The 21,246-nt window shown below is 34.6% G+C and carries 23 protein-coding genes and 1 pseudogene; 7 read left to right on the top strand and 17 right to left on the bottom strand.

The window, feature by feature from the left end; all coding sequences use genetic code 11:
* Window positions 1-107 precede the first annotated feature (107 nt).
* A complete protein-coding gene (locus tag MKX66_RS27265; protein WP_002142986.1) occupies window positions 108-1,271 on the top strand; it encodes an aminotransferase A in 1,164 nt (387 codons plus the stop codon).
* Between the two features lie 4 nt (window positions 1,272-1,275).
* Here MKX66_RS27265 and malR read toward each other — a convergent pair whose 3' ends face one another.
* The 4 genes from malR to MKX66_RS27245 all read right to left on the bottom strand — a co-directional run bounded on the left by malR (window position 1,276) and on the right by MKX66_RS27245 (window position 6,058).
* Entirely contained in the window at window positions 1,276-2,307 is a 1,032-nt protein-coding gene (malR, locus tag MKX66_RS27260) for a maltose operon transcriptional repressor MalR (RefSeq protein WP_002014809.1), read from the bottom strand.
* Between the two features lie 282 nt (window positions 2,308-2,589).
* Window positions 2,590-3,432: a maltosaccharide ABC transporter permease MalD gene (gene malD / locus MKX66_RS27255; protein ID WP_002088365.1), complete on the bottom strand. Its 843-nt coding sequence runs from the start codon at window positions 3,430-3,432 to the stop codon at window positions 2,590-2,592.
* Window positions 3,433-4,734: a maltosaccharide ABC transporter permease MalC gene (gene malC / locus MKX66_RS27250; RefSeq protein ID WP_002033812.1), complete on the bottom strand. Its 1,302-nt coding sequence runs from the start codon at window positions 4,732-4,734 to the stop codon at window positions 3,433-3,435.
* A gap of 64 nt (window positions 4,735-4,798) precedes the next feature.
* A complete protein-coding gene (locus MKX66_RS27245) occupies window positions 4,799-6,058 on the bottom strand; it encodes an extracellular solute-binding protein (protein WP_326996578.1) in 1,260 nt (419 codons plus the stop codon).
* 324 nt (window positions 6,059-6,382) lie between these two features.
* On the opposite strand from MKX66_RS27245, the gene MKX66_RS27240 reads away from it, so the two are divergent.
* Window positions 6,383-8,143: an alpha-glycosidase gene (locus tag MKX66_RS27240; protein ID WP_215590133.1), complete on the top strand. Its 1,761-nt coding sequence runs from the start codon at window positions 6,383-6,385 to the stop codon at window positions 8,141-8,143.
* 38 nt (window positions 8,144-8,181) lie between these two features.
* On the opposite strand, the gene malL is transcribed toward MKX66_RS27240, so the two are convergent.
* Window positions 8,182-9,858, bottom strand: a complete 1,677-nt coding sequence (malL, locus tag MKX66_RS27235; RefSeq protein ID WP_326996579.1) for an oligo-1,6-glucosidase — start codon at window positions 9,856-9,858, stop codon at window positions 8,182-8,184.
* 277 nt (window positions 9,859-10,135) lie between these two features.
* Between malL and MKX66_RS27230 the strand changes: the two genes are divergently transcribed.
* Entirely contained in the window at window positions 10,136-11,236 is a 1,101-nt protein-coding gene (locus tag MKX66_RS27230) for an ABC transporter ATP-binding protein (protein ID WP_215590134.1), read from the top strand.
* A gap of 69 nt (window positions 11,237-11,305) precedes the next feature.
* On the opposite strand, the gene MKX66_RS27225 is transcribed toward MKX66_RS27230, so the two are convergent.
* The 3 genes from MKX66_RS27225 to MKX66_RS27215 form a co-directional block, all read right to left on the bottom strand.
* Window positions 11,306-11,815 (bottom strand): SDR family NAD(P)-dependent oxidoreductase, encoded by a 510-nt coding sequence (locus MKX66_RS27225; RefSeq protein WP_002033807.1) that lies wholly within the window; start codon window positions 11,813-11,815, stop codon window positions 11,306-11,308.
* 65 nt (window positions 11,816-11,880) lie between these two features.
* Complete coding sequence (locus tag MKX66_RS27220; protein ID WP_002142992.1) at window positions 11,881-11,979, bottom strand: hypothetical protein; 99 nt, start codon at window positions 11,977-11,979, stop codon at window positions 11,881-11,883.
* Between the two features lie 299 nt (window positions 11,980-12,278).
* Window positions 12,279-12,734, bottom strand: coding sequence for an RDD family protein (locus tag MKX66_RS27215; protein WP_002033806.1), 456 nt, complete (start codon window positions 12,732-12,734; stop codon window positions 12,279-12,281).
* 131 nt (window positions 12,735-12,865) lie between these two features.
* Between MKX66_RS27215 and MKX66_RS27210 the strand changes: the two genes are divergently transcribed.
* On the top strand, window positions 12,866-13,297 hold the full coding sequence (locus MKX66_RS27210; RefSeq protein WP_215590135.1) for a DUF3997 domain-containing protein: 432 nt from the start codon (window positions 12,866-12,868) through the stop codon (window positions 13,295-13,297).
* A 44-nt stretch (window positions 13,298-13,341) separates the two neighbouring features.
* Here MKX66_RS27210 and MKX66_RS27205 read toward each other — a convergent pair whose 3' ends face one another.
* Both MKX66_RS27205 and MKX66_RS27200 read right to left on the bottom strand, forming a co-directional pair.
* Window positions 13,342-14,100, bottom strand: coding sequence for a hypothetical protein (locus MKX66_RS27205; RefSeq protein ID WP_215591315.1), 759 nt, complete (start codon window positions 14,098-14,100; stop codon window positions 13,342-13,344).
* A gap of 36 nt (window positions 14,101-14,136) precedes the next feature.
* Window positions 14,137-14,865, bottom strand: coding sequence for a DUF4184 family protein (locus tag MKX66_RS27200; RefSeq protein ID WP_326996580.1), 729 nt, complete (start codon window positions 14,863-14,865; stop codon window positions 14,137-14,139).
* A 146-nt stretch (window positions 14,866-15,011) separates the two neighbouring features.
* Here MKX66_RS27200 and MKX66_RS27195 point away from each other — a divergent pair, with 146 nt between their 5' ends.
* Window positions 15,012-15,281 (top strand): hypothetical protein, encoded by a 270-nt coding sequence (locus tag MKX66_RS27195; RefSeq protein WP_016100683.1) that lies wholly within the window; start codon window positions 15,012-15,014, stop codon window positions 15,279-15,281.
* A 10-nt stretch (window positions 15,282-15,291) separates the two neighbouring features.
* On the top strand, window positions 15,292-16,017 hold the full coding sequence (locus MKX66_RS27190; protein WP_002165131.1) for an AAA family ATPase: 726 nt from the start codon (window positions 15,292-15,294) through the stop codon (window positions 16,015-16,017).
* Window positions 16,018-16,046: 29 nt separating this feature from the next.
* Here MKX66_RS27190 and MKX66_RS27185 read toward each other — a convergent pair whose 3' ends face one another.
* The 3 genes from MKX66_RS27185 to MKX66_RS27175 all read right to left on the bottom strand — a co-directional run bounded on the left by MKX66_RS27185 (window position 16,047) and on the right by MKX66_RS27175 (window position 18,366).
* A complete protein-coding gene (locus MKX66_RS27185; RefSeq protein WP_326996581.1) occupies window positions 16,047-17,222 on the bottom strand; it encodes an acetyl-CoA C-acetyltransferase in 1,176 nt (391 codons plus the stop codon).
* Between the two features lie 139 nt (window positions 17,223-17,361).
* Window positions 17,362-17,811 carry an NUDIX hydrolase gene (locus MKX66_RS27180; RefSeq protein ID WP_012261633.1) on the bottom strand — a complete coding sequence of 150 codons (450 nt, stop codon included), beginning with the start codon at window positions 17,809-17,811 and terminating at the stop codon, window positions 17,362-17,364.
* 261 nt (window positions 17,812-18,072) lie between these two features.
* Window positions 18,073-18,366, bottom strand: coding sequence for a DUF3928 family protein (locus MKX66_RS27175; protein WP_002088390.1), 294 nt, complete (start codon window positions 18,364-18,366; stop codon window positions 18,073-18,075).
* 177 nt (window positions 18,367-18,543) lie between these two features.
* Between MKX66_RS27175 and MKX66_RS27170 the strand changes: the two genes are divergently transcribed.
* On the top strand, window positions 18,544-19,161 hold the full coding sequence (locus tag MKX66_RS27170) for an ImmA/IrrE family metallo-endopeptidase (protein ID WP_326996582.1): 618 nt from the start codon (window positions 18,544-18,546) through the stop codon (window positions 19,159-19,161).
* A gap of 15 nt (window positions 19,162-19,176) precedes the next feature.
* Here the strand turns inward: MKX66_RS27170 and MKX66_RS27165 are convergent.
* The 4 genes and pseudogenes from MKX66_RS27165 to MKX66_RS27150 form a co-directional block, all read right to left on the bottom strand.
* Window positions 19,177-19,314, bottom strand: a pseudogene (locus tag MKX66_RS27165) (DNA-binding protein); the annotation flags it as partial.
* An 8-nt stretch (window positions 19,315-19,322) separates the two neighbouring features.
* On the bottom strand, window positions 19,323-20,087 hold the full coding sequence (locus tag MKX66_RS27160) for a DUF1129 domain-containing protein (protein WP_002143001.1): 765 nt from the start codon (window positions 20,085-20,087) through the stop codon (window positions 19,323-19,325).
* A 13-nt stretch (window positions 20,088-20,100) separates the two neighbouring features.
* On the bottom strand, window positions 20,101-20,868 hold the full coding sequence (locus MKX66_RS27155; protein WP_215590140.1) for a DUF1129 domain-containing protein: 768 nt from the start codon (window positions 20,866-20,868) through the stop codon (window positions 20,101-20,103).
* Window positions 20,868-21,200 carry a PadR family transcriptional regulator gene (locus tag MKX66_RS27150; protein WP_002014879.1) on the bottom strand — a complete coding sequence of 111 codons (333 nt, stop codon included), beginning with the start codon at window positions 21,198-21,200 and terminating at the stop codon, window positions 20,868-20,870. Before MKX66_RS27150 ends, MKX66_RS27155 begins: the two co-directional genes overlap by 1 nt.
* Window positions 21,201-21,246: the final 46 nt, after the last annotated feature.

Raw genomic sequence — 21,246 nt, 5'->3', positions numbered from 1 at the left:
CGATTCTTATCTTTCACAAATAGCGGGGGAAATTTTATAAACAAAGCGTAATAGTTGAAAATATGATAAAATGAACTTAATTTTCAAACGGAAGAAAGGGAGATACAATGGAACAATTCATTAATCCTAGAGTGAAGGACATCCAAATTTCTGGAATCCGTCAGTTCTCTAATATGATTCAAAACTATGATAATCTTATCTCTTTAACAATTGGGCAACCCGATTTCCCTACACCTTCTCTAGTAAAAGAAGCAGCTAAACGGGCCATTACAGAAAATTATACAAGCTATACACATAACGCTGGTTTACTAGAATTACGCAAGGCAGCTTGTAACTTTGTAAAGGACAACTACAATTTACATTATTCACCTGAAAACGAAACCATTGTTACAATCGGTGCTAGTGAAGCGATCGATGTTGCATTCCGAACTATTTTAGAACCAGGAACGGAAGTAATTTTACCTGCTCCTATTTACCCTGGTTACGAGCCGATTATTCGACTATGTGGTGCAACTCCTATTTTTATAGATGTTCGTGAAACTGGATTTCGTTTAACAGCTGAAGCTCTGCGAAATGCAATTACAGAACGAACAAGATGCGTCGTTTTACCGTATCCTTCTAATCCAACTGGTGTTACCTTATCAAAAGAAGAATTAGAAGATATTGTATCTATCTTAAAAGATAAAAATATTTTCGTTCTTTCCGATGAAATTTATAGCGAACTTGTATATGAAGACAAACACACATCTATCGCTCATTTCCCAGAAATGCGTGATAAGACTATTGTCATTAACGGCTTATCAAAATCACATTCTATGACTGGTTGGCGTATCGGACTTTTATTTGCTCCAGAATATTTAGCAAAACACATATTAAAAGTTCATCAATACAATGTTACATGTGCTACTTCAATCGCTCAGTATGCTGCAATCGAAGCTTTAACAGCTGCTAAAGATGCACCGAAGATGATGCGCTATCAATACAAAAAACGCCGTGATTACGTGTATAATAGACTCATTCAAATGGGTTTAACGGTTGAGAAGCCAACAGGTGCATTTTATTTATTCCCATATGTTGGACATTTAACATCTTCATCATTTGATTTTGCACTTGATCTTGTAAAAGAAGCTGGGCTAGCCGTTGTTCCTGGAACCGCATTTTCCGAATACGGTGAAGGCTACCTTCGCCTTTCCTATGCTTACAGTATCGAAACTTTAAAAGAAGGCTGTGACCGTTTAGAAGCCTTTCTAAAGAAAAAAGCTAAGAGTTAAACTCTTAGCTTTTTGTTGCATAATGATCACAAGTTTGACGCTTCAATAATTTATGCGGAATAATAATGCATTTTGAAGTAGATTCAGAATGCTCCACCTTATCAACTAAAGCTTTTGCCGCTTCATACCCTAATTGATAAATATTCACATCAACTGTCGAAAGTGGTGGACTAGCAATTTCTGATAATAAAGCATTGTTAAAGCTTACAATCGAAACATCTTTCGGTACAACAAATCCTTTTTTAGAAAGCGCACTTAACACGCCAAGTCCAATTAAATCATCCGTTGCCATAATTGCCGTCGGTGGTTGCTTTAGTCCCATTAATTCCTCAACAGCCTGTTGACCACTCTCTCTTGAAAAATCAAAGTGTAAAATATACTCTTTCGGCAATAGAATATCTGCTAGTTTCAAAGCATCACTCATCCCCGCCAAACGATCTCTCGTTACAAGTAAATCTGATCCACCGCCGATGAATGCGATTTGTTTATGGCCTAATGAAATCAAATATTCCGCTACTTCTCTTGCAGCTGTATAATTGTCATTATCTACATATGTAATTTCATCTTTTCGATCATATGGTTTTCCAATTAAAACAAACGGGAAGTTTTGGTCATGCAAGTATTGAATAATCCGATCGTTCTCTCTTGAATATAAAAGAATAATACCACCGATTTGACGCCCTTGTACCATTTTTACAACACCATTAAAAATTTCATCTTCCGTTTCACCAGTCGACATATAAAGCGCATACCCTTCCACATGTGCAAATGAACTAATTCCTCTTATAACTTCTGGGAAAAATGGATTTTGAAAAGCTTTACTTGCAGAACTCGGCATAACAAGACCAAGTGTCTTCGTCGTTTGGTTCGCAAGATTTCTTGCATTTAAATTTGGATGATATCCTAATTCACTCATTACTTTTCGAACACGGCGCTTTGTCTTTTCACTTATACTTGGATTATCAGCAATTACACGAGAAACAGTTGATGGTGCTACGTTCGCCTTCTTCGCCACATCTTTAATTGTAACTGTCATAAAAATCCCCTCCTTTCACTTCTCTGCCATTTTCATATATTTTATCTTGCACCCGTTGCAAGTCATAGGAGAAGTCATAAACTGTCATTTATTTATTCTATCTTGCAAAACTTATCATATTCTCCCTCTCCATGTATTGTAAGGGATATAGCTCTTTTTTCCTATACTATAATATACTATTTATTTCACTTCTTTTCATATGCGATGTCAAATCTCTTTTCATCTCTCTATAATTTTTTTATAGAGAGATGAAAAGAAAAATGGGACATAATGTCCCATTTCTCATCCTTTCGTACCTCCAGCTGTTAAACCAGAAATAAAGTATTTTTGTAGTGATAAGAATAAAATCGAAATCGGGATTGCAATTAATACGGAACCAGCCGCAAACGTCGTAAATTCATTACCAAATTTCTTCGCTACCATTTCATAGAGTCCAACTGCTAAAGTGTAATTTTCCGGCGTGCGTAAAATAATACTTGCTAAAATGAAATCTGTAAATGGACCGATGAAAGTGAATAATGCTACAACCGCTACGATTGGCTTTGCAAGCGGCATAATGATTTGCCAAAAAATACGGAAGTGTCCTGCTCCATCCATGCGGGCTGACTCATCCAACTCTTTCGGAATCGTATCAAAATACCCTTTCATAAGCCAAGTATTCATTGGAATTGCTCCACCTACATAAATTAAAATTAATGCAAGATGTGTATCAATTAATCCTGTTAACTGTGCTAATACATATAGTGCGATTAACGCTGCAAAGTTCGGAATCATTTGTAGAATTAAAAATGTTAATAAACCATTTTTTCTTCCGACAAAACGATATCTCGAAAATGCATAAGCAGTAAAGCTAATTGCTAACACCGAAAAAATCATCGTCATAACACTAACTTTTAACGTATTTTTATACCAAAGTAAGTAATTACTTGAATCAAGATCAAGTAGCTTACGATAATGATCTAACGTAGCATTTTTTGGAATAATGCTAGAACCAGACAAACTATCTCCTGGATTAAACGATGAACCAATAATCCATAGTAATGGATAGAAAATAATCGCACACATTATGAAGATAACCAAATAACTTAATGAAAGACGTAACATCTTTTGTCGTTTAATATTCATTTACATCATATCCTCTTCTTGGAATGATTTTGTTCTCTTAAATTGCCATAACGCAACTGTAATAACGATTAACGATAAAATCATTGTAAGAGCTGCTGCTTTTCCGTACTGCGCTGAAGTCATCGTTAACTTATAAATCCATGAAATTAAAATATCCGTTCCACCTGCATCTTGCCCCGCTACAGCAGGACCTCCGCCATTAAATAGATAAATGATACTAAAGTTATTAAAGTTAAACGTATATTGTGTAATTAAAATTGGTGCTGTTGCGTATAAAACAAGTGGCAATGTAATTTTACGGAACTGTTGCCAAGCAGTTGCTCCATCTACTGTAGCAGCTTCATATAATTCTCCTGGAATCGATTGCAATATACCTGTTGTCATTGCAAAGACGAATGGGAAACCGAGCCACGTTTGGATCATAATTAAAGCAATCTTCGCCCAAAACGGATCTGTCATCCAAGCAATCTTTTCAATCCCGAATAAAGCTAATACTTGATTATTAATTGCTCCAAATGTTTCATTAAACATACCCGAGAAGACAAGAATAGATACGAATGCTGGAACAGCCCACGGTAAAATGAAAATTGTTCGAATAATTGCCTTACCTTTAATACCAGGCTGATTTACGATAATCGCTAAGAAAATACCAAGTGCAACTTGTAATGTTGTTGCAACAAATGTCCAAATGACAGTCCAAGAAAATACACTTAAAAATGTCTCTCTCCACATTGGTAATGTGAAAATATCAATAAAGTTTTTAAAGCCCACCCAATCTACTAATTTAGCTGGAGGAGAGTGATATAAGTCATAGTTCGTAAATCCAATTAAAATTACAAAAATGATTGGAAATACAACTACAAAGATTAGTAATAGAAATCCTGGTGAAACCATTAAATATGGAAAACCTTGATCTAATAAGTTACGGTATTGCTCTTTTACAGAGTTTAATGGGGTTCCTATATCACGTTTCTTCCCGTTTTGATATGCATCATATAAATTAAATCCATATATTCCGAGTCCAAACACGATGACGATAAGTGCCAAGATCCCTTCCACTAATAGAAAGACAGAATGGTCACGTGGAACTTCTGTACCGAGTGTTACAATTCCCCATAATCCCATATTTAATAAATCAGTAAATGCTACAATAAATGAACCTGTTAATACTAGAAAAATAAGGCCTTTTACAAATTGTTTATTATACATTTGGCCTATGCCTGGAATGATTGATAACATGGTTGCCATTTTCCTATGTTTTGAACCTTTTAAGCCGTTTGCTGGTTCCATAGATGTTTGCATGTTCCTTCCCCCTTTTTTCTGGGAGAGAATTCGTGCCTCTTATAGTAGAGGCACGAATTTCACCTTATTTTTTATTGCTGTGGTTTGCCTCAATATTCCCTTTAATTTGCTTCACTGCATTATCAAGTGCTGCTTTTGGTGCTTCTTTATCTGTAACTACTAACTGAAGCGCGTCTCCAGCTGGTTTCCATACTTCTTGCATTTCTGGAATATTCGGCATTGGAATTCCATTTTCTGATTGAGTTGCAACTGCTTTTGCAGCTTCATTATCTTTAATAATTGGATCTTCCATTACTGATTTTACTGGAGGAATCTCTTTTGTCTTCTCAAATCTAATTTTTGCGTTTTCTTCATTTGTTACCCACTCAGTGAATTTTGTAGCTAAATCATTTTGTTTAGAGAAGCTTGTTACATGCCATCCTTTTACCCCAACAAATGTTTTCATCGGTTGACCATTTGGTAATTTTGGCATTGGAGCAACACCATAATCAATTCCGTTCTTTTCCATCGCTTGGAACGCCCACGGTCCGTTCATAATAGATGCTGCTTTTCCTTCATTGAATAATCCATCAGCAGCAGGTCCACCAGATTCACCGATAATACCTTTCGGGAATAACTTTTCTTTGTACCATTTTTGAAGATATTCAGCACCTTGTACTGCTCCGCTATTATTTAATCCAACATCATTTGCATTTGGCTTTCCGTCTTTCTCACCAAATACATATCCGCCCATACCTGCCATAAACGCGTTAGCAAAGTAGAAGTTATCTCCTAATGTTAAAAATCCGTACTTGCCATCCTTCGTAAAGTCTTTTGAGAAGTTAAATAGCTCGTCCATCGTTTCTGGAGCTTTTTGCATTAATTTTTTATTGTAAATAAAAATTGGTGTTTCAATTGCTTTTGGTAAACCATATAATTTCCCGTTGTATGTTTGTGCCTTTATTGATAAGTCAGTAAATTTACTCTTCACAGCATCATCTGCTTTTACTTCAGAAAGTAAGCCTTCTGTTACTGCATTTCCGATTTGATCGTGTGGCAATGTTACAACATCTGGTCCCGTCCCCGCTGGTCCATCAAGGCGTAACTTCTTCACTTGATCTGTCATTTGCATTTCAACAACTTTTACTTTTACTTTATATTTTTCCTCAAAGCTTTTCACTGCTGGTTCTAAACCAACACCTTTTTTATCATCTTCCCAAACGAGAAGATCATAGTCTTTCTTCGCTTTACTTTCCTCTTTTTTTCCTGAATCTTTCGGTCCACATGCAGATAACATGCCAATTGACAATGCTGAAATCGTTAATAGTGATAATGCTTTCTTCATCCCAAAAACCTCCCTAAATTGTCTATGTACCTCTTTAATTGAAAACGTTTGCATTTAATTGTTTAATAGAAGCGCAAACAATATCTAAATCTATGAAAACGTTTGCGCTATTTGTCTATCATTATACATCCTTTTATTCATTTTGCAAATATTAATTTTCAAAATAATCTTATCACACTCTTTATTCATTGACTTTACATAAAATGAATACTACTCTTATAAGCAATATTAAAGTTATGTGGAAGGCAATCGTTTGCAACATAATCTTTATTATTTCATTTACGGGAACTATATGTATAGAGATATTAAAGGGGGATTTTCTATATGCTCAAAGAAGCGATCTATCATAGGCCAAAAGATAATTATGCATACGCTTACGACGAAAAAACAATTCACATCCGAATACACACAAAAAGAGATGATGTGCACAACGCCGCTCTCATCTACGGGGACCCGTACGAATGGCAGGACGGGAAATGGATTACAGCAAGTACACCGATGAAAAAAACTGGATCTACTGAGTTATTTGATTATTGGTCCGTTTCAATCAAACCAAAATTTAAACGCTTACGTTATGGATTCGAATTAAAAAACGACGTAGAAACTTTTATTTATACAGAACGAGGATTTTTTTCTAATATTCCAAATGACGATGTCGGTAACTTTTTCTGCTTTCCATTTGTTCATGCAAAAGACGTTTTCAGGGCACCATCCTGGATTAAAGACACAGTATGGTATCAAATTTTCCCAGAACGATTCGCTAACGGGGATAACACATTAAATCCAGCAAACACCCTCCCTTGGGGAAGTACCGAACCAACTCCAACTAATTTTTTCGGCGGAGATTTTGCTGGTATTATTCAAAACCTTGATTACCTTGTGAAGCTTGGAATTTCCGGAATATATTTCACTCCTATTTTCAAAGCTCATTCGAATCATAAATATGACACAATTGATTACATGGAAATCGATCCACAATTTGGGACGAAAGAAAATTTCAAAGAACTCGTTCAGGCGTGTCATAAACATGGTATAAAAGTAATGCTCGACGCTGTTTTTAATCATAGCGGGTACTTCTTTGATAAATTTCAAGACGTGCTGGAACAAGGTGAAAATTCCGCCTATAAAGATTGGTTCCATATTCATGAATTTCCAATCATAACCGAGCCACTTCCTAATTATGATACTTTCGCATTTACACCGTATATGCCTAAATTAAATACAGCACACCCAGATGTAAAAGAATATTTACTTGAAGTAGGGCGTTATTGGGTAAGAGAATTCAATATAGACGGTTGGCGCCTTGATGTAGCAAATGAAGTCGATCACAGTTTTTGGAGAGAATTCCGAAGTGAAATAAAAGCATTAAATCCTGAAGTATATATTTTAGGTGAAATTTGGCACGATGCACTCCCATGGCTACAAGGTGACCAATTTGATGCTGTAATGAGCTATCCTGTTACAAACGCTCTACTTTCTTACTTTGCTAACGAATCCATTCATGCAAGTGAATTTATGAAACAAATTACCGATTCTCTACATTCCTACTCTATGAATGTAAATGAAGCGGCATTTCATTTATTAGACAGTCATGACACACCTAGAATTTTAGCAACATGTAACGGGGATAAAAACAAGTTAAAGTTACTCTATGTATTTCACCTTTCTTTCATCGGTTCTCCTTGTATTTATTACGGCGATGAAATCGGTATGGATGGTGGAATGGACCCTGACTGCCGCAAATGTATGATATGGGATGAAAAAGAACAAGATACTCTTTTATTTACACATATACAAACATTAATTTCATTACGGAAACAACATAAAGCATTTGGAGGAAATGGTACTTTTCAATTCATTGAGGCAAATGATGAACATAATTATATTTCTTATACAAAAACATATGAAGATGAAACTATCTTTTTCGTTTTAAATCCTACTAACAGTGAAGTTACAACTTCACTCCCTCTTCATATTACCAGGAAGAAAATAATTAACATTTATACAAACGAAGAATTTTCAGCGGAAGCAAGTGTATTACAAGTTACACTTCCACCGTATGGATTCTCTATTTTAAAATGGTAATAGTAAAAGCCTTATGCCAGGGTGGCATAAGGCTTTTCTTATTTCAATTTAAATACCATTGCTTCATATGGTCGTAATGTAATGTTTTCTATCAATACATTTTCTACATCATAATTGTGTATTAATAACTCTGCTTCACTATAAATAATGTCCTCAGGCAATTCAAATATACATTCATCTGCAGTAAAGTTTGCAATCACCAGAAGCTTTTCTTCTCCATATGTTCTTACATAAGCAAAAATAGAAGGGTTATTTTCTAATATTAAATCATATGTTCCATACACAACTATTTCATTATTTTTACGTAATTCAATCAATTTTTTATAGTAATAAAAAATTGATTCTTCATCTTGGATTGCCTGTTTCACATTAATCTCTTTGTAGTTAGGATTTACCGCAATCCAAGGCTCACCCGTTGTGAATCCAGCATGTTCTCTATCATCCCACTGCATCGGAGTTCTAGCATTATCTCGGCCCTTTATATATATAGACTGCATCACTTTATCTATATCTTCGCCGCGCTCTATAACTTTCTCTTTATACATATTTAGTGTTTCAATATCTCGGTATTCATCAATTGATTCAAATCGAACATTTGTCATTCCGATTTCTTCTCCTTGATAAATATATGGTGTCCCTTTCATCATATGAAGTACTGTCGCTAACATTTTCGCTGATTCAGTATGATAAGCTCCATCATTACCAAAACGAGATACAACGCGAGGCTGGTCATGGTTATTCCAATAAAGGCTATTCCATCCTGTTTGTTCTAATGCTTTTTGCCACTTTGTTAAATTTTGTTTCAAAGTAAGAAGTGAGCATGGTTTTACATCCCATTTCCCACCTTCTCCGGAATCTAAATCCATATGTTCAAATTGGAATACCATTTGTAGTTCTTTTCTAGCTTCCCCTGTATACAATTTAGCCTCTTCTGTCGTTACACCAGGCATTTCCCCAACCGTCATAATGTCATACTGAGACAATACGTCTTCATTCATTTCATGCAAATACTTATGAATGTTCGGACCGTTCATAAAATGTTTATGCCCTGAAACATATCCTTCTTCATCCGTTTCAACAGCTGGTAAGCCATCTTCTTTAGAAATAAAATTAATAACATCCATACGGAACCCATCAATTCCTTTTTCTAACCAAAACTTCATCATGTCATAAACATCTTGTCTTACCTTTTCATTATCCCAGTTTAAATCTGGCTGTTTTTTAGAAAACAGATGTAAATAATATTCATCTGTCATCTCATCATATTGCCATGCAGATCCACTAAATGCTGCTCCCCAGTTATTCGGCTCTTTCCCTTCTTTTCCAGGGCGCCATATATAATAGTCTCTATATTTATTATCTTTCGATTTACATGATTCAATAAACCAATTATGTTCATCTGAAGTATGATTAACAACTAAGTCCATCATAAGTTTCATATTACGTTTATGCATTTCATGTAATAGTTCATCCCAATCTTCCATTGTTCCGAACTCGTTCATAATTTTACAATAATCACTTATATCGTAACCATTATCATCGTTTGGAGATTCATAGACTGGTGATAACCAAATTACATCAATACCTAATTCTTTTAAGTAGTCTAGCTTCGCAAGAATACCACGAAGGTCACCTATACCATCACCATTACTATCCATAAAACTACGAGGATAAATTTGATATACTACACTTTCTTTCCACCATTGTTTTCCCATTATGCTACCCCATTTCATCTATACTATTGATTCTTTTTTCTTTTTTTAAGGCGCAAACGTTTTCATTACTGAATGATAACAGATTCTATCCAAATTTAAAATAGCGCTTACAATATTTATTTTCTTTTTCTAATAAAACATGTGAAACTTATTATATATTCATAGGAATAATGAAAACGTTTTATTTTTTTATAGTGTTTTTATTTCTTTTTTGAATCTATTCGTTTATAATAAATTCAAAGAAAACGTTTGCATAAACTTTCTAGGGGGAAATATCATGGCAGAACTTAAATTAGAAAATATTTATAAAATATATGATAATAACGTAACAGCCGTAACAGATTTTAACTTACACATTCAAGATAAAGAATTTATCGTATTCGTTGGTCCTTCTGGATGCGGAAAATCTACAACACTACGAATGGTAGCTGGGCTTGAAGATATTTCAAAAGGAGAATTTTCAATTGATGGTAAGCTAATGAACGATGTTCCTCCAAAAGATCGAGATATCGCAATGGTCTTCCAAAACTACGCTCTTTATCCACATATGAGTGTGTATGATAATATGGCATTTGGATTAAAACTTCGAAAAATACCGAAAGATGAAATCGACCGTCGAGTGAAACATGCAGCTCAAATTTTAGGACTTGAACAATATTTAGATAGAAAACCGAAAGCTTTATCAGGTGGACAACGTCAACGTGTTGCATTAGGTAGAGCAATTGTTCGAGACGCAAAAGTCTTCTTAATGGATGAACCATTATCAAACTTAGACGCTAAACTACGTGTTGCAATGCGATCAGAAATTTCTAAATTACACCACCGCCTTGGCACAACGACAATTTATGTAACACATGATCAAACTGAGGCAATGACAATGGCTTCACGCCTTGTTGTTATGAAAGACGGCAAAATCCAACAAATTGGAACTCCAAAAGAAGTATATGAAACACCTGAAAATATTTTCGTTGGTGGTTTTATCGGTTCACCCGCAATGAATTTCTTCCGTGGAAAATTAACTGAAACCGATTTCGTTATAGACGGTTCACTAAAGTTTAAAGTATCTGAAGGAAAAATGAAGTTATTACGCGAACAAGGCTATGTAAATAAAGAAATTGTTTTAGGTATTCGTCCAGAAGATATTCATGATGAACTATTATTTTTAGAAGCTTCACAAGCTACTACTTTCACAACGAAAATTGAAGTTGCAGAGTTGTTAGGGGCTGAATCCATTTTATATATGAAACTTGGAAATCAAGATTTTGCAGCACGTGTTGATGCAAGACATACTTTTTCACCTGGTGACCAAATTAAACTTGCTTTTGATATGAATAAAGCACATTTCTTTGATAGCCAAACCGAACAACGTATTCGTTAAAAAATAAAGTTCTATAATAGAACATACAAAAAAACCGTCCACATATATACTGGGGGCGGTTTTCCATTATTATACTAGGGCTTCTATTGTATGAAATGATTGTCCTCTCGTGCTAATAATACCAAAAACAGGTAAATCACTAAGCACCACTTCTTCTTGCTGTTTCATAAAAGATGACGTTAATTGTTTTATCTCTATCCAAACGTCATTAATACAAAGTACATTGGAATCGTTCTCTTGTTGGCGAGAAAAAATAGAATCTATTTTATATAGACCAGCATTTTGAAAAAGCATATCAATACGACTGTATGCCTCCATAGCAAAACTAATAACACGTTGCCAATCTCCTTGTTTCCCCATATCGTAGGATACAAAAAGTGCTTCTCCGCCTAAATCCGTAATTTCCTCGGCTGTTGCTTGTCCACTTTCTTGATCAATGTCCGTCACAATTACTTTTGCGCCTTGCTTAGCCAACAAAAGAGCTGTACTACGTCCAATACCGATGCCACCACCAGTTACAATGGCAACTTTTCCTGCAAGCTTCATTTTCATTACCCCTTCTATATGTCTTACCGTCATTCAGTATACTCCTTTATTAGATTAGTCCGCAAGCAGGAAAAGTTTACTCCACAATTTGTAAGCGATTACTTTTCTGTTTCTTTTTTTTTCTTACTATTATATTGATCGAAGGTTAAACCAATAAAAATAAGAATTCCCCAAAATATTAAGCTACCTCCAGTCATTCCAAATCCCCCTTTGTTATATAACGATATTATTTATATCCATTATATCATTATCTTAATTTTCAATCTATTCAAAACGAAAATAGGATGTTTGAATTAGCTACAGCTTCTTTAAACATCCTTCCGTAATATGGAAGGTACTATATAGGAGATATCCACCCTATATCAATTCCATTTATCTAATTTTATGAAAAAATAAGAGAATGATGAAATTTTTCCCGAAATTAAAAATAAGACTTTTTATATACAAACGATAAAAAGTCTTATTTCATTAGTAGCACGTATAATCTAAATATTAATTATACAAGACTCATCACTTTCGTCTTTGCAATTAAATCATGGAAGCCACAATTATCTTTGCGGAATAACATCATATATACATTGCATATTAATGGAACTCCAAGTAATAATATGCTTGGTAATAATAATACCAAAAATCGTATTATTAATGTTTGTAACGTTAGTTTTTCACTTGTTAACGAGATTATTTTTGTTCTTGTTACCTTTTTACCAAGTGTAGAACCGTTCCAAAGAAAAGGTAACAGAATAAAATTTATAGCCATTAATACGAAAACAAGTGTAAGGTCATATCTATAGTCACCTAAACTTATATTAAAACGATCAAAAATAGCACTATAGTTTCCTGTAATAATAGCTACTACTGCACCGTACGTAACCGAGATTAAAAACATGTCAATAAGGGAAGCACCTATGCGATTCATTACAAGCGCTGGACGATGCATCTTTAACTTCATTTTGTGTCGACTCCTTCATATCCTTCTTTACCCGTTTCATCGTACCACTTCTAAAAAACATTGTAAACTGGCGTTTCGCTTACTTTTCTTGTACAATGTGTTACAACAGCATTATAAAGGAGGTTCCCATATTGAAAAGATGGATAATCCTATTTGCCGCACTCTTATTAACAGGTTGTACAGGCAATACAAACCATTTAACTTATACAATTAACGATGAATATGAACTCATCCATACTTCTGGAGATGCATTTGAACTTTTCCCCTCTCAGGATGCTGTATATGCTACACAATACATCCCTGCAAAAATTACAGAAATTGCTTGGGACGATAAATACATTCTCACAAAGCAAATTGAGGAAAAATCAGATCCAAACAATCCTGACGCAGCAATTACAAATAAAAAAATTGAACATTATTGGATTATCGATGTAAAGCATAATAAACGATTTGGTCCTTATAATGAAAAACAATTTAACGAGCAAAAAGATGCTTTTAAAATTACAGTGCCTTTTCAAAGTGTAGATTCATATGTGAAAGAGCTAAAAAAACAGTCAGCATAACTTTTTATGCTGACTGTTTTTGCTTAAATTATTATAAAGACACTTTATTTAGAGAGTGAAATATTAAAAGTTTGCGGTTCTTTAACAGCTTCATTTGTGTCTCCTGCTGCTAAATCATCTGTCGTAAACTTAATATCCTTTACTTTTTCTTTTCCATCATCAAGTATTAAACCGATAATTCCTTCTCGTGTCTCACCAGGCCTATAATCTTCCCTTGAAACACTCTTTGTACCAACGAGCGTATCTTCATCATATAAAAAGTTTTGAGTCGCTACATTAAAATGTTGTTTGTCATTTATAGCAACATCATTCATAGAGAAAAATTGCATGTTCTTATCTCCACTATTCTCTACCTTATATGTAATTTCAACATACCGAATCGTATCGCTAATCTCTGTTCCACTTAACGATGCATATAATTCAGCATCTTCTTGACTCACTTTATCTCCCAATCTACGCTTTACTTCTTCAGGAGTTAATGCAGTATACACTTTCAATGTATTTTTTGCCTCTTTGCTCATTTGTGATAATGAGATAACTTTAACATCTTGTACGTGAATTTTCATTGGGGCTACTTCAAATGTCTGATTCACAGAATGAATCTGTTTTAATTCAAATGTCCCCCACCCTTTTTCTTTCACTTTTTGTCCTACTTTTTTAAGCTCACGCCCACCATACTCTTTTGTTTCTGGAATAGATTCTTTCTTTTTAGGTTCTGCCTTCTTTTCTTCTTGATGGAAGCAACCACTTAACATAAGAAGAAAACTACATAAAACAAAAATACTTTTCCATGCTTTCATGATTTAATTTCTCCTAACACTATCATTCATTAAAATATATTAGTCCCTTGATTTGTAAACTATAGAAACAATAAGAAGTCCACAAAACGAACTTGTCAGTCCAGATACTATTATACCTCCTATTTGGAAAATATGAAAATAGGGGTCTAATAACGCGTGAACGATAAATATAATGGCCGCCACAACGATAGATGAAGCCCAATATTTCTTTTTTTCCGAAGTTAAACTAGTATCTTGATCAGTTTCCCTCCTATATTTCCATAGTACATATATTAGTAATAGTAGACCAAAACATGTACTCCCATGCTGTAAAAACTTATAAATTGGAATACTATATACTTCTTGCTGTAACAGCGGTATTTTCATAACAAAATAGCCTGTCTTATGAGTAAAAGCATCCCAAACGACATGCGTCACCATACCGAATAAAGCAGAATAGCAAAATACAAAAAAGTCCTTCCAAGTATATAGCCCCCACTTCGCATCTACTACATATTTATAGTAACTAGCAAAAGGCTTAGGTAAATGTGTTATAAACGGTCCTTTTAAAATACGATGATATGCATATGCTAATAAAAAAACGAGTGGTAAATTCAAATAGAAGAAACCAACCCATGTATGGCCAATAACACCGTATGGCCTAAAATATAAAAAATATTCAAAATCAGGTGCCATACTACCCAATATAAGAGCCGTCACCGAAATATAACTAGAATGTTTCTTAGCAAAAGGGAGAACAGCTGCTGGATGTGCGAATGTAAACGGCATATTAATACTCCTCTTCATATTTCCAATAGAATACATACTATCATAACGACATGAATAATCTCTATGCAATATTTATTTTCACATTGGAATATGATAGTTTAAATGTTATAATTCACATAAAATATTCAGAAAATAAGGGGGATCACGTGTCGTTAACACTTGTATTTTCTCTTGTTCTGTCTACCTTGTTTTTAAGTACATACATTGGCTTCTTTATATGGAAGCACTTGAAAATTATAAAATATATGCCTGCCCTCTTTGGTTTTATGAGCGTTCTTTTCATTTTCATATGGAAGAGAATGACTTTCGGCTGGGAAGGTCTCGGTTTTGGCGCACTTCAATATACAGTACTATTAGCAAGTTGTATTACATTAGTATTTGCCGCTTTTTTAGAATCAAAATCCGTTATGAATTGAGGTTTATATATTGATTGACGTACCCTTTTTAAAAAATGTCACATTAAAAAAAGAAAATATCCCTAGCTTTTCCGCATATCCTTACTGTCTACCCGCTATTCGAACTTTGCAATCACTAGCTTTCCACCCAAATGTAACATTCATTATTGGAGAGAATGGGACAGGTAAATCAACATTACTGGAAGCAATTGCAATTGCTTTAGGTTTTAATGCAGAAGGTGGAACGAAGAATTTCCGTTTTAGCACAAACGATTCTCATTCATCTTTACATGAATATCTTCGAATTTCAAAAAGTTTCAATACACCAAACGACGGTTTCTTTCTTCGCGCTGAATCATTTTATAACGTTGCTTCTTATATCGATGAAATAGATGCTATAAAATCTTATGGCGGCGTTTCACTTCACGAACAATCACACGGCGAATCCTTCTTCTCATTATTTATGAATCGTTTTTCAGGACAAGGTTTATACATTTTAGATGAGCCTGAGGCAGCTTTATCCCCAATGAGACAACTTTCAATGCTCATTCGCATGCACGAACTAGCTGAACAAGGTTCACAATTTGTTATCGCAACGCATTCTCCCATTTTAATGGCTTATCCTGAATCTACTATATACTCTTTAACTCAAGAAGGGATTCACGAATCGACATTAGAAGAAACGGAGCATTACCAAACGACGAAACTTTTCTTTGAAAATCGCGATCGATTATTTCATCACTTATTTGAGTCATAAAAAAAGAGGCAGCAATCGCTGCCTCTTTTTTATAATGCTTCTATAAATAAAGCTACTCCAATACCGCCTCCAACGCATAGAGAGGCAATACCTTTCTCTAATCCACGTCTTTTTAATTCGTGAATTAAACTTACCGTAATACGAGCTCCTGTACAACCAATTGGATGTCCAAGTCCTACACCACTACCGTTTACATTCACTTTCTCACGGTCTAACCCTAACTCTTTCTCTACAGCTAAATATTGTGCAGCGAAAGCTTCATTAATTTCAAGTAAATCTGCATCTTCTAATGACCAATCTACTTTTTCTAATCCTTTACGAATTGCTGGTGCTGGTCCAATACCCATAATTTTCGGATCTACTCCCGCTACTGAATATCCAACAATTCGAGCTAACGGTTGTAAGCCTTTTTCTTTTGCTTTTTCTTCGCTCATTAATACTAGAACTGCACTTCCGTCATTAAGACCAGATGAATTTCCTGCAGTTACTGATCCGTCTTTACGGAAAGCTGGTTTTAATCCTGCTAATTTTTCCGCTGTAATATCTGCACGTGGATGTTCATCCTTCGCAAATACAACTTCTTTTCTACGTTCTTTTATTGTAATAGGAACAATTTGATCTTCAAAGTATCCAGACTCCATCGCTTGCAACGCTAATGTATGACTACGAAGCGCAACTTCATCTTGTTCCTCTCTTGTAATTTCATATTGTTCAACTAAATTTTCCGCTGTTTCACCCATCATAATATGGTGAATCGGATCTTCTAAAACTTCCCACACCGTATCACGAATTTCTCCGTGCTGTAGACGTTGTCCCCAGCGGTGTTGTTTTAATGCATAAGGGCTCGAGCTCATTGCTTCTACTCCACCTGCAACAACAATATCACTTACACCTAATTGGATTTGCATTGCAGCAGACATAATTGCTTGCATACCTGAAGAACATTGACGTTGAATTGTATAACCAGTAACTGTGTCAGGAAATCCTGCCGCTAATGCAGCTGTTCTTGCCGTATTTGCTTCATCAGTTCTTTGAATACAATGACCTAAAATTACTTCATCAACTTCATGTGGCTCTACTCCGCCTCTTTTTACAGCTTCCTGAAGTACAGGAACAGCTAATTCTACTGGTGTTATATTTTTTAGTGCTCCTCCGAAAGTTCCAATTGGTGAACGAACTGCAGCTGTAATGACAACATTATGCATTTTGTACTTGCCCCTCTCTTATGTACCCTAGTAAGTTTGTAGGTGAAATTCCATAAGTTGTATGTCTAAAATTATCATACTATAAACATACCAAAAAATCAAAATATTTAATATAATAAAAATAGAAGGAATTAACCTTCTATTCTGTCAATGCGTATAAGAATTTTTGTAATATCTTCTCTGTCGTTTCATTCAATTTTGGTAACTTATCTACTGGAAAATATTGAAGTTCTAACCCTTCATGATCGAGCTTTAATTCTCCGCTTACATGATGTGCCTGATACAGATGAATCACATTAAAAATTTCATCTCCATTTGGATAACGGAAATAAACTTCCTTTCCTGAAAGAACGCCAAGAAATTGCATAATTTTCGCGTTTAGTCCCGTCTCCTCGAATAATTCTCTACGAGCAGTTTCTTCTGTCGTTTCTCCCAGTTCCATTGCCCCACCAGGTACGCCCCAATCATATGTATCTGAACGATATTGAAGCAATACTTCTTGATTATCATTTAATATAATAATTGCTGATCCTACTAAAATAAGTGGTCTCGTACCAACTACTTTGCGTAACTCTTCAATATACCCCAATATGTAAACTCCCCTTTCCTCACCCTTCCTTATCATAACAAAATTCTCTTTCTTTTGTTGCTGTAATTTTCAATAAAAAAGGAAGCTTCCACTTCCTTTTTTTACCGTTATCCTGCTATTTGCGGGCGGTAAGACCCCTACCTCAAAATTCAGCGAAAGTAAAGAAGTTAGGTGGGGATTGGGCTGCCCATAAAAGCCCTATTGGTGAGGGCTGATAATCAGTGGGCGATGAACAAAACCCCCACTGATTAAAGTTTCACTTTATTTCTTAAAGCTTTCGTATTTTACAACTTCAAAAGCTTCTTCAATTTCCTCATTATGATAATGGACATATGTAAAACGCCCTAATTCTACTAACCTAGCTATTTCTTGCAATGCTTTATGCTGATCATATGTTTCTTCAATTGTAATATGTACATAAAACTTCATTAATGGATGTTCATATAAAGGTTCTCCCACCTCTACATATACATCTTCAACCCCTTGCACAACTCTTACATAGCTCGCAAATTGATACAGAGCTTCTCTGTCTGAAACGATTTTTAATGTATACATATATTCTCCCCCTTTTCTTTACTATATCAAAAAGCAGACCATACTACGTTATAGAACTATGAAATTTTTTCGACTTATAGTCTATATATTCGTGTAATAAACAAGGCGTTTATCCATACATAGGACCTTTCCCCCACATATATTATAGAAAGAATTTTTTCATTTGAGGTGTTCCTTATGAATTCATACGTTAATATATGTGTTTGCATTACTCCAGGCGCCGATATTTCTGACGACCGTATTGCAAAAGATTTAGCAGTTGCAGAATCAATTTGGCATCCCATTACATTTAACATTAAAGAAGTAATTGTACTAAACGAGCTTTTCCGTTTTTCTAATCGGGAAATTAGTTATAAAAACTCCATTCAAAGTCAGGAAAAATTATCATCTTTTTTTCAAACTTGTGTTAACGAAGCTCCTGAATGCGACCTTTATATTTGTTATATTGGTAGTGATTATTTCAAAGAAACCGCAGTAATCGCTTGCGCTTACTCTCTAGCGAAACAACAACAACTTACTGGTTACATCGTTTTAACAAACTCAGCTGCTCCAATGAAAAATATATACACCCTCGCTCACGAAATTGGTCATATTTTATTTACAAGACGAATTCATGGAAAACTTACGCACGCAGATCCCCACTCTCCAACCGGTTCTGAACATCACCATTCACCATCGAACCTTATGTACCCTATAGTCCCTAGCCCTAATAACGTTCACATCAATTCATTATTAACAAATGAACAAAAAGCGCTCTCTTTACAAAGTCTCTTATTACAAAGAAAAAAACAGTAACGATCTTGTTACTGTTTAAAGCAATTTATTCCAATTAATAAACGATATACCGGCTGCAAAGGATACAACTATACACCTAAACCGAATCCCTCTAAAAATCAAAATATAGTATTTCTTTGGAAATAATTTTTTGTATATCCAGAGCAGCCACTTTTTTTGAACTACTCGTTTACACTTTTTCTCTCTTCAATTTTTAAAGACCATCTCATTAATCCATATATACTTCCATACATAAGTAATATCTTTGCAATTCCCCAAAACACATTTTTTTCTTCTAATTCTTTAAATATAAACATAATCGCTAAAGGAACAATTAGCACCAAAACACCCATCCAACCAAGGACATACACTTCTCCAACAAAAAGTAATAAAAAGATACTTGCTGCTAATATATATGTTTGCATTGTCGACAATTGCAAAATAGGTGTACCGTACCATTTATCAACAAACATCAATAATACTAATAATAAAATGGGAACCATTACTATTATGTAAATAATCCCGAACTCTACAAATTTATTTTTAAAAGAAGACATTCTAAACGCAACAATGGTTCCAATAATCGTAATGATTAAAACGATAGGATAGCCAATTAACTGTATATTCGTTAGTGTAAATTGCTGATTCGGATTATTAAATAAAATATGAGTTAATATCCAATACCCGCCAATACCAATTATCATGGCAAGAATACTCTTTATACTCCCGCCTTTATCCTTCTCCATTTCTTTCGCTAATTCTTCCGCATATTCTTTTGGTGAATCACCGAATATATCGCTTACCGTCTTTCCCTCTTTCTCACCTTCTATTAAATGAAGTTCTGCATCCTCTATAAAAGCGTCCACATCTTCTTCTTTAATTCCTTTTGTTATTAAATACACTTTCGTATCGATTAAAAACTTTTCTCCTTCTTTAGAAATCTGCATGATAACCCCTCCCTTATTTAACCGTTACTCTTCTATTCGCCTTCATCATAATTTCAAGGAAGATTAAAATAAACAAACTTCCGTATAAACATATAATTTGAAATAACATTGGCACGAGATCTTCTGATGTAAATGTTTTAAACACTAACATAATAGAAAGTGGAATAATTAAATATAAGTTTTTAAACCATCCTTCAAAATACATATTTATCGCTACTGTGATAATAAAAATCCCACCACCTAATATATAACTTTGCACTTGAGTGAATGTAACCATCTTTGTAGGATATAACACATCCAATATCGTAACCGCTCCTAATAAAAACATTGGCGCTATCATGACTAAAAACCACATTGAAAACCATGTTTTTGTAAAGCTTGTTACAAAGGTCATTTTACGAAGTAGAAAATTAGGACCCATTACAGCTACAATCAATGTAAAACTATAGCCAATACATTGAATAAGCGAAATCTGTAAAATCCCATTATTAACTATTAAAATAGAAGCAATAATCCAAAACGAAACGATATTCATAACCGTAAATCCAATTTGCTTCCACGTTTCCTGTCTATCTCTTTCCATCACTTTTACAAGTTCATTGGCATATTCTTTCGGTGAACTTCCGAAAATTTCTTCTACACTTTTTCCGTCACTCTCACCTTCTATTAAATGCAACTCTGCATCTTCTATAAAATTTTCAATATCGCTTTCTTTCACACTCTTTGCCGCTAAAAATAATCTCATTTCTAATAAAAAATTTCGTGCTTCACTTGATAACATTATTTTTTTCTCCCCTTCCCTTCAAGTAGACGCTCTACACTACTTTGCATCGCTTCCCAGCGATCCATAAATTCATCCAGTGCTTCCTCGCCTTTTTCTGTTAATGTATAATATTTTCGCTTTGGACCAGATGGAGATTCCTTCATTACACTTGTTATTAATCCTTCCTTTTGCATTCGTATTAATAACGGATAAATACTTCCCTCACTCGCCATTGTGAAACCATACTTCGCTAATCTTTCACTCATTTCATAACCGTATATTTCACCTTCAGAAATAATAGCAAGTAAGCATCCTTCTAAAATCCCTTTCAGCATTTGACTTGTCGACATATTTCAAATCCTCCCACTATCTTGTTTTACAAGATAGATAAGCGTA

Source organism: Bacillus sp. FSL R9-9530 (assembly GCF_038008145.1).
Lineage (GTDB): Bacteria > Bacillota > Bacilli > Bacillales > Bacillaceae_G > Bacillus_A > Bacillus_A mycoides.
This window is presented reverse-complemented; position numbering and strand designations above follow the sequence as displayed.

Bases quoted from the DNA above. Each gene is read 5' to 3' on its own strand.
- MKX66_RS27220 (WP_002142992.1), bottom strand. From the start codon at position 11,979: ATGACTGGAGGTAGCTTAATATTTTGGGGAATTCTTATTTTTATTGGT.
- MKX66_RS27155 (WP_215590140.1), bottom strand. From the start codon at position 20,868: ATGTTATCAAGTGAAGCACGAAATTTTTTATTAGAAATGAGATTATTT.
- MKX66_RS27170 (WP_326996582.1), top strand. From the start codon at position 18,544: ATGAATTCATACGTTAATATATGTGTTTGCATTACTCCAGGCGCCGAT.
- MKX66_RS27160 (WP_002143001.1), bottom strand. From the start codon at position 20,087: ATGCAGATTTCTAAAGAAGGAGAAAAGTTTTTAATCGATACGAAAGTG.
- MKX66_RS27245 (WP_326996578.1), bottom strand. From the start codon at position 6,058: ATGAAGAAAGCATTATCACTATTAACGATTTCAGCATTGTCAATTGGC.
- MKX66_RS27215 (WP_002033806.1), bottom strand. From the start codon at position 12,734: ATGAAGTTAAAGATGCATCGTCCAGCGCTTGTAATGAATCGCATAGGT.
- MKX66_RS27225 (WP_002033807.1), bottom strand. From the start codon at position 11,815: ATGACGGTAAGACATATAGAAGGGGTAATGAAAATGAAGCTTGCAGGA.
- MKX66_RS27200 (WP_326996580.1), bottom strand. From the start codon at position 14,865: ATGCCGTTTACATTCGCACATCCAGCAGCTGTTCTCCCTTTTGCTAAG.
- MKX66_RS27175 (WP_002088390.1), bottom strand. From the start codon at position 18,366: ATGTATACATTAAAAATCGTTTCAGACAGAGAAGCTCTGTATCAATTT.
- malD (WP_002088365.1), bottom strand. From the start codon at position 3,432: ATGAATATTAAACGACAAAAGATGTTACGTCTTTCATTAAGTTATTTG.
- malC (WP_002033812.1), bottom strand. From the start codon at position 4,734: ATGCAAACATCTATGGAACCAGCAAACGGCTTAAAAGGTTCAAAACAT.
- MKX66_RS27185 (WP_326996581.1), bottom strand. From the start codon at position 17,222: ATGCATAATGTTGTCATTACAGCTGCAGTTCGTTCACCAATTGGAACT.
- MKX66_RS27265 (WP_002142986.1), top strand. From the start codon at position 108: ATGGAACAATTCATTAATCCTAGAGTGAAGGACATCCAAATTTCTGGA.
- MKX66_RS27230 (WP_215590134.1), top strand. From the start codon at position 10,136: ATGGCAGAACTTAAATTAGAAAATATTTATAAAATATATGATAATAAC.
- malR (WP_002014809.1), bottom strand. From the start codon at position 2,307: ATGACAGTTACAATTAAAGATGTGGCGAAGAAGGCGAACGTAGCACCA.
- malL (WP_326996579.1), bottom strand. From the start codon at position 9,858: ATGGGAAAACAATGGTGGAAAGAAAGTGTAGTATATCAAATTTATCCT.
- MKX66_RS27150 (WP_002014879.1), bottom strand. From the start codon at position 21,200: ATGTCGACAAGTCAAATGCTGAAAGGGATTTTAGAAGGATGCTTACTT.
- MKX66_RS27240 (WP_215590133.1), top strand. From the start codon at position 6,383: ATGCTCAAAGAAGCGATCTATCATAGGCCAAAAGATAATTATGCATAC.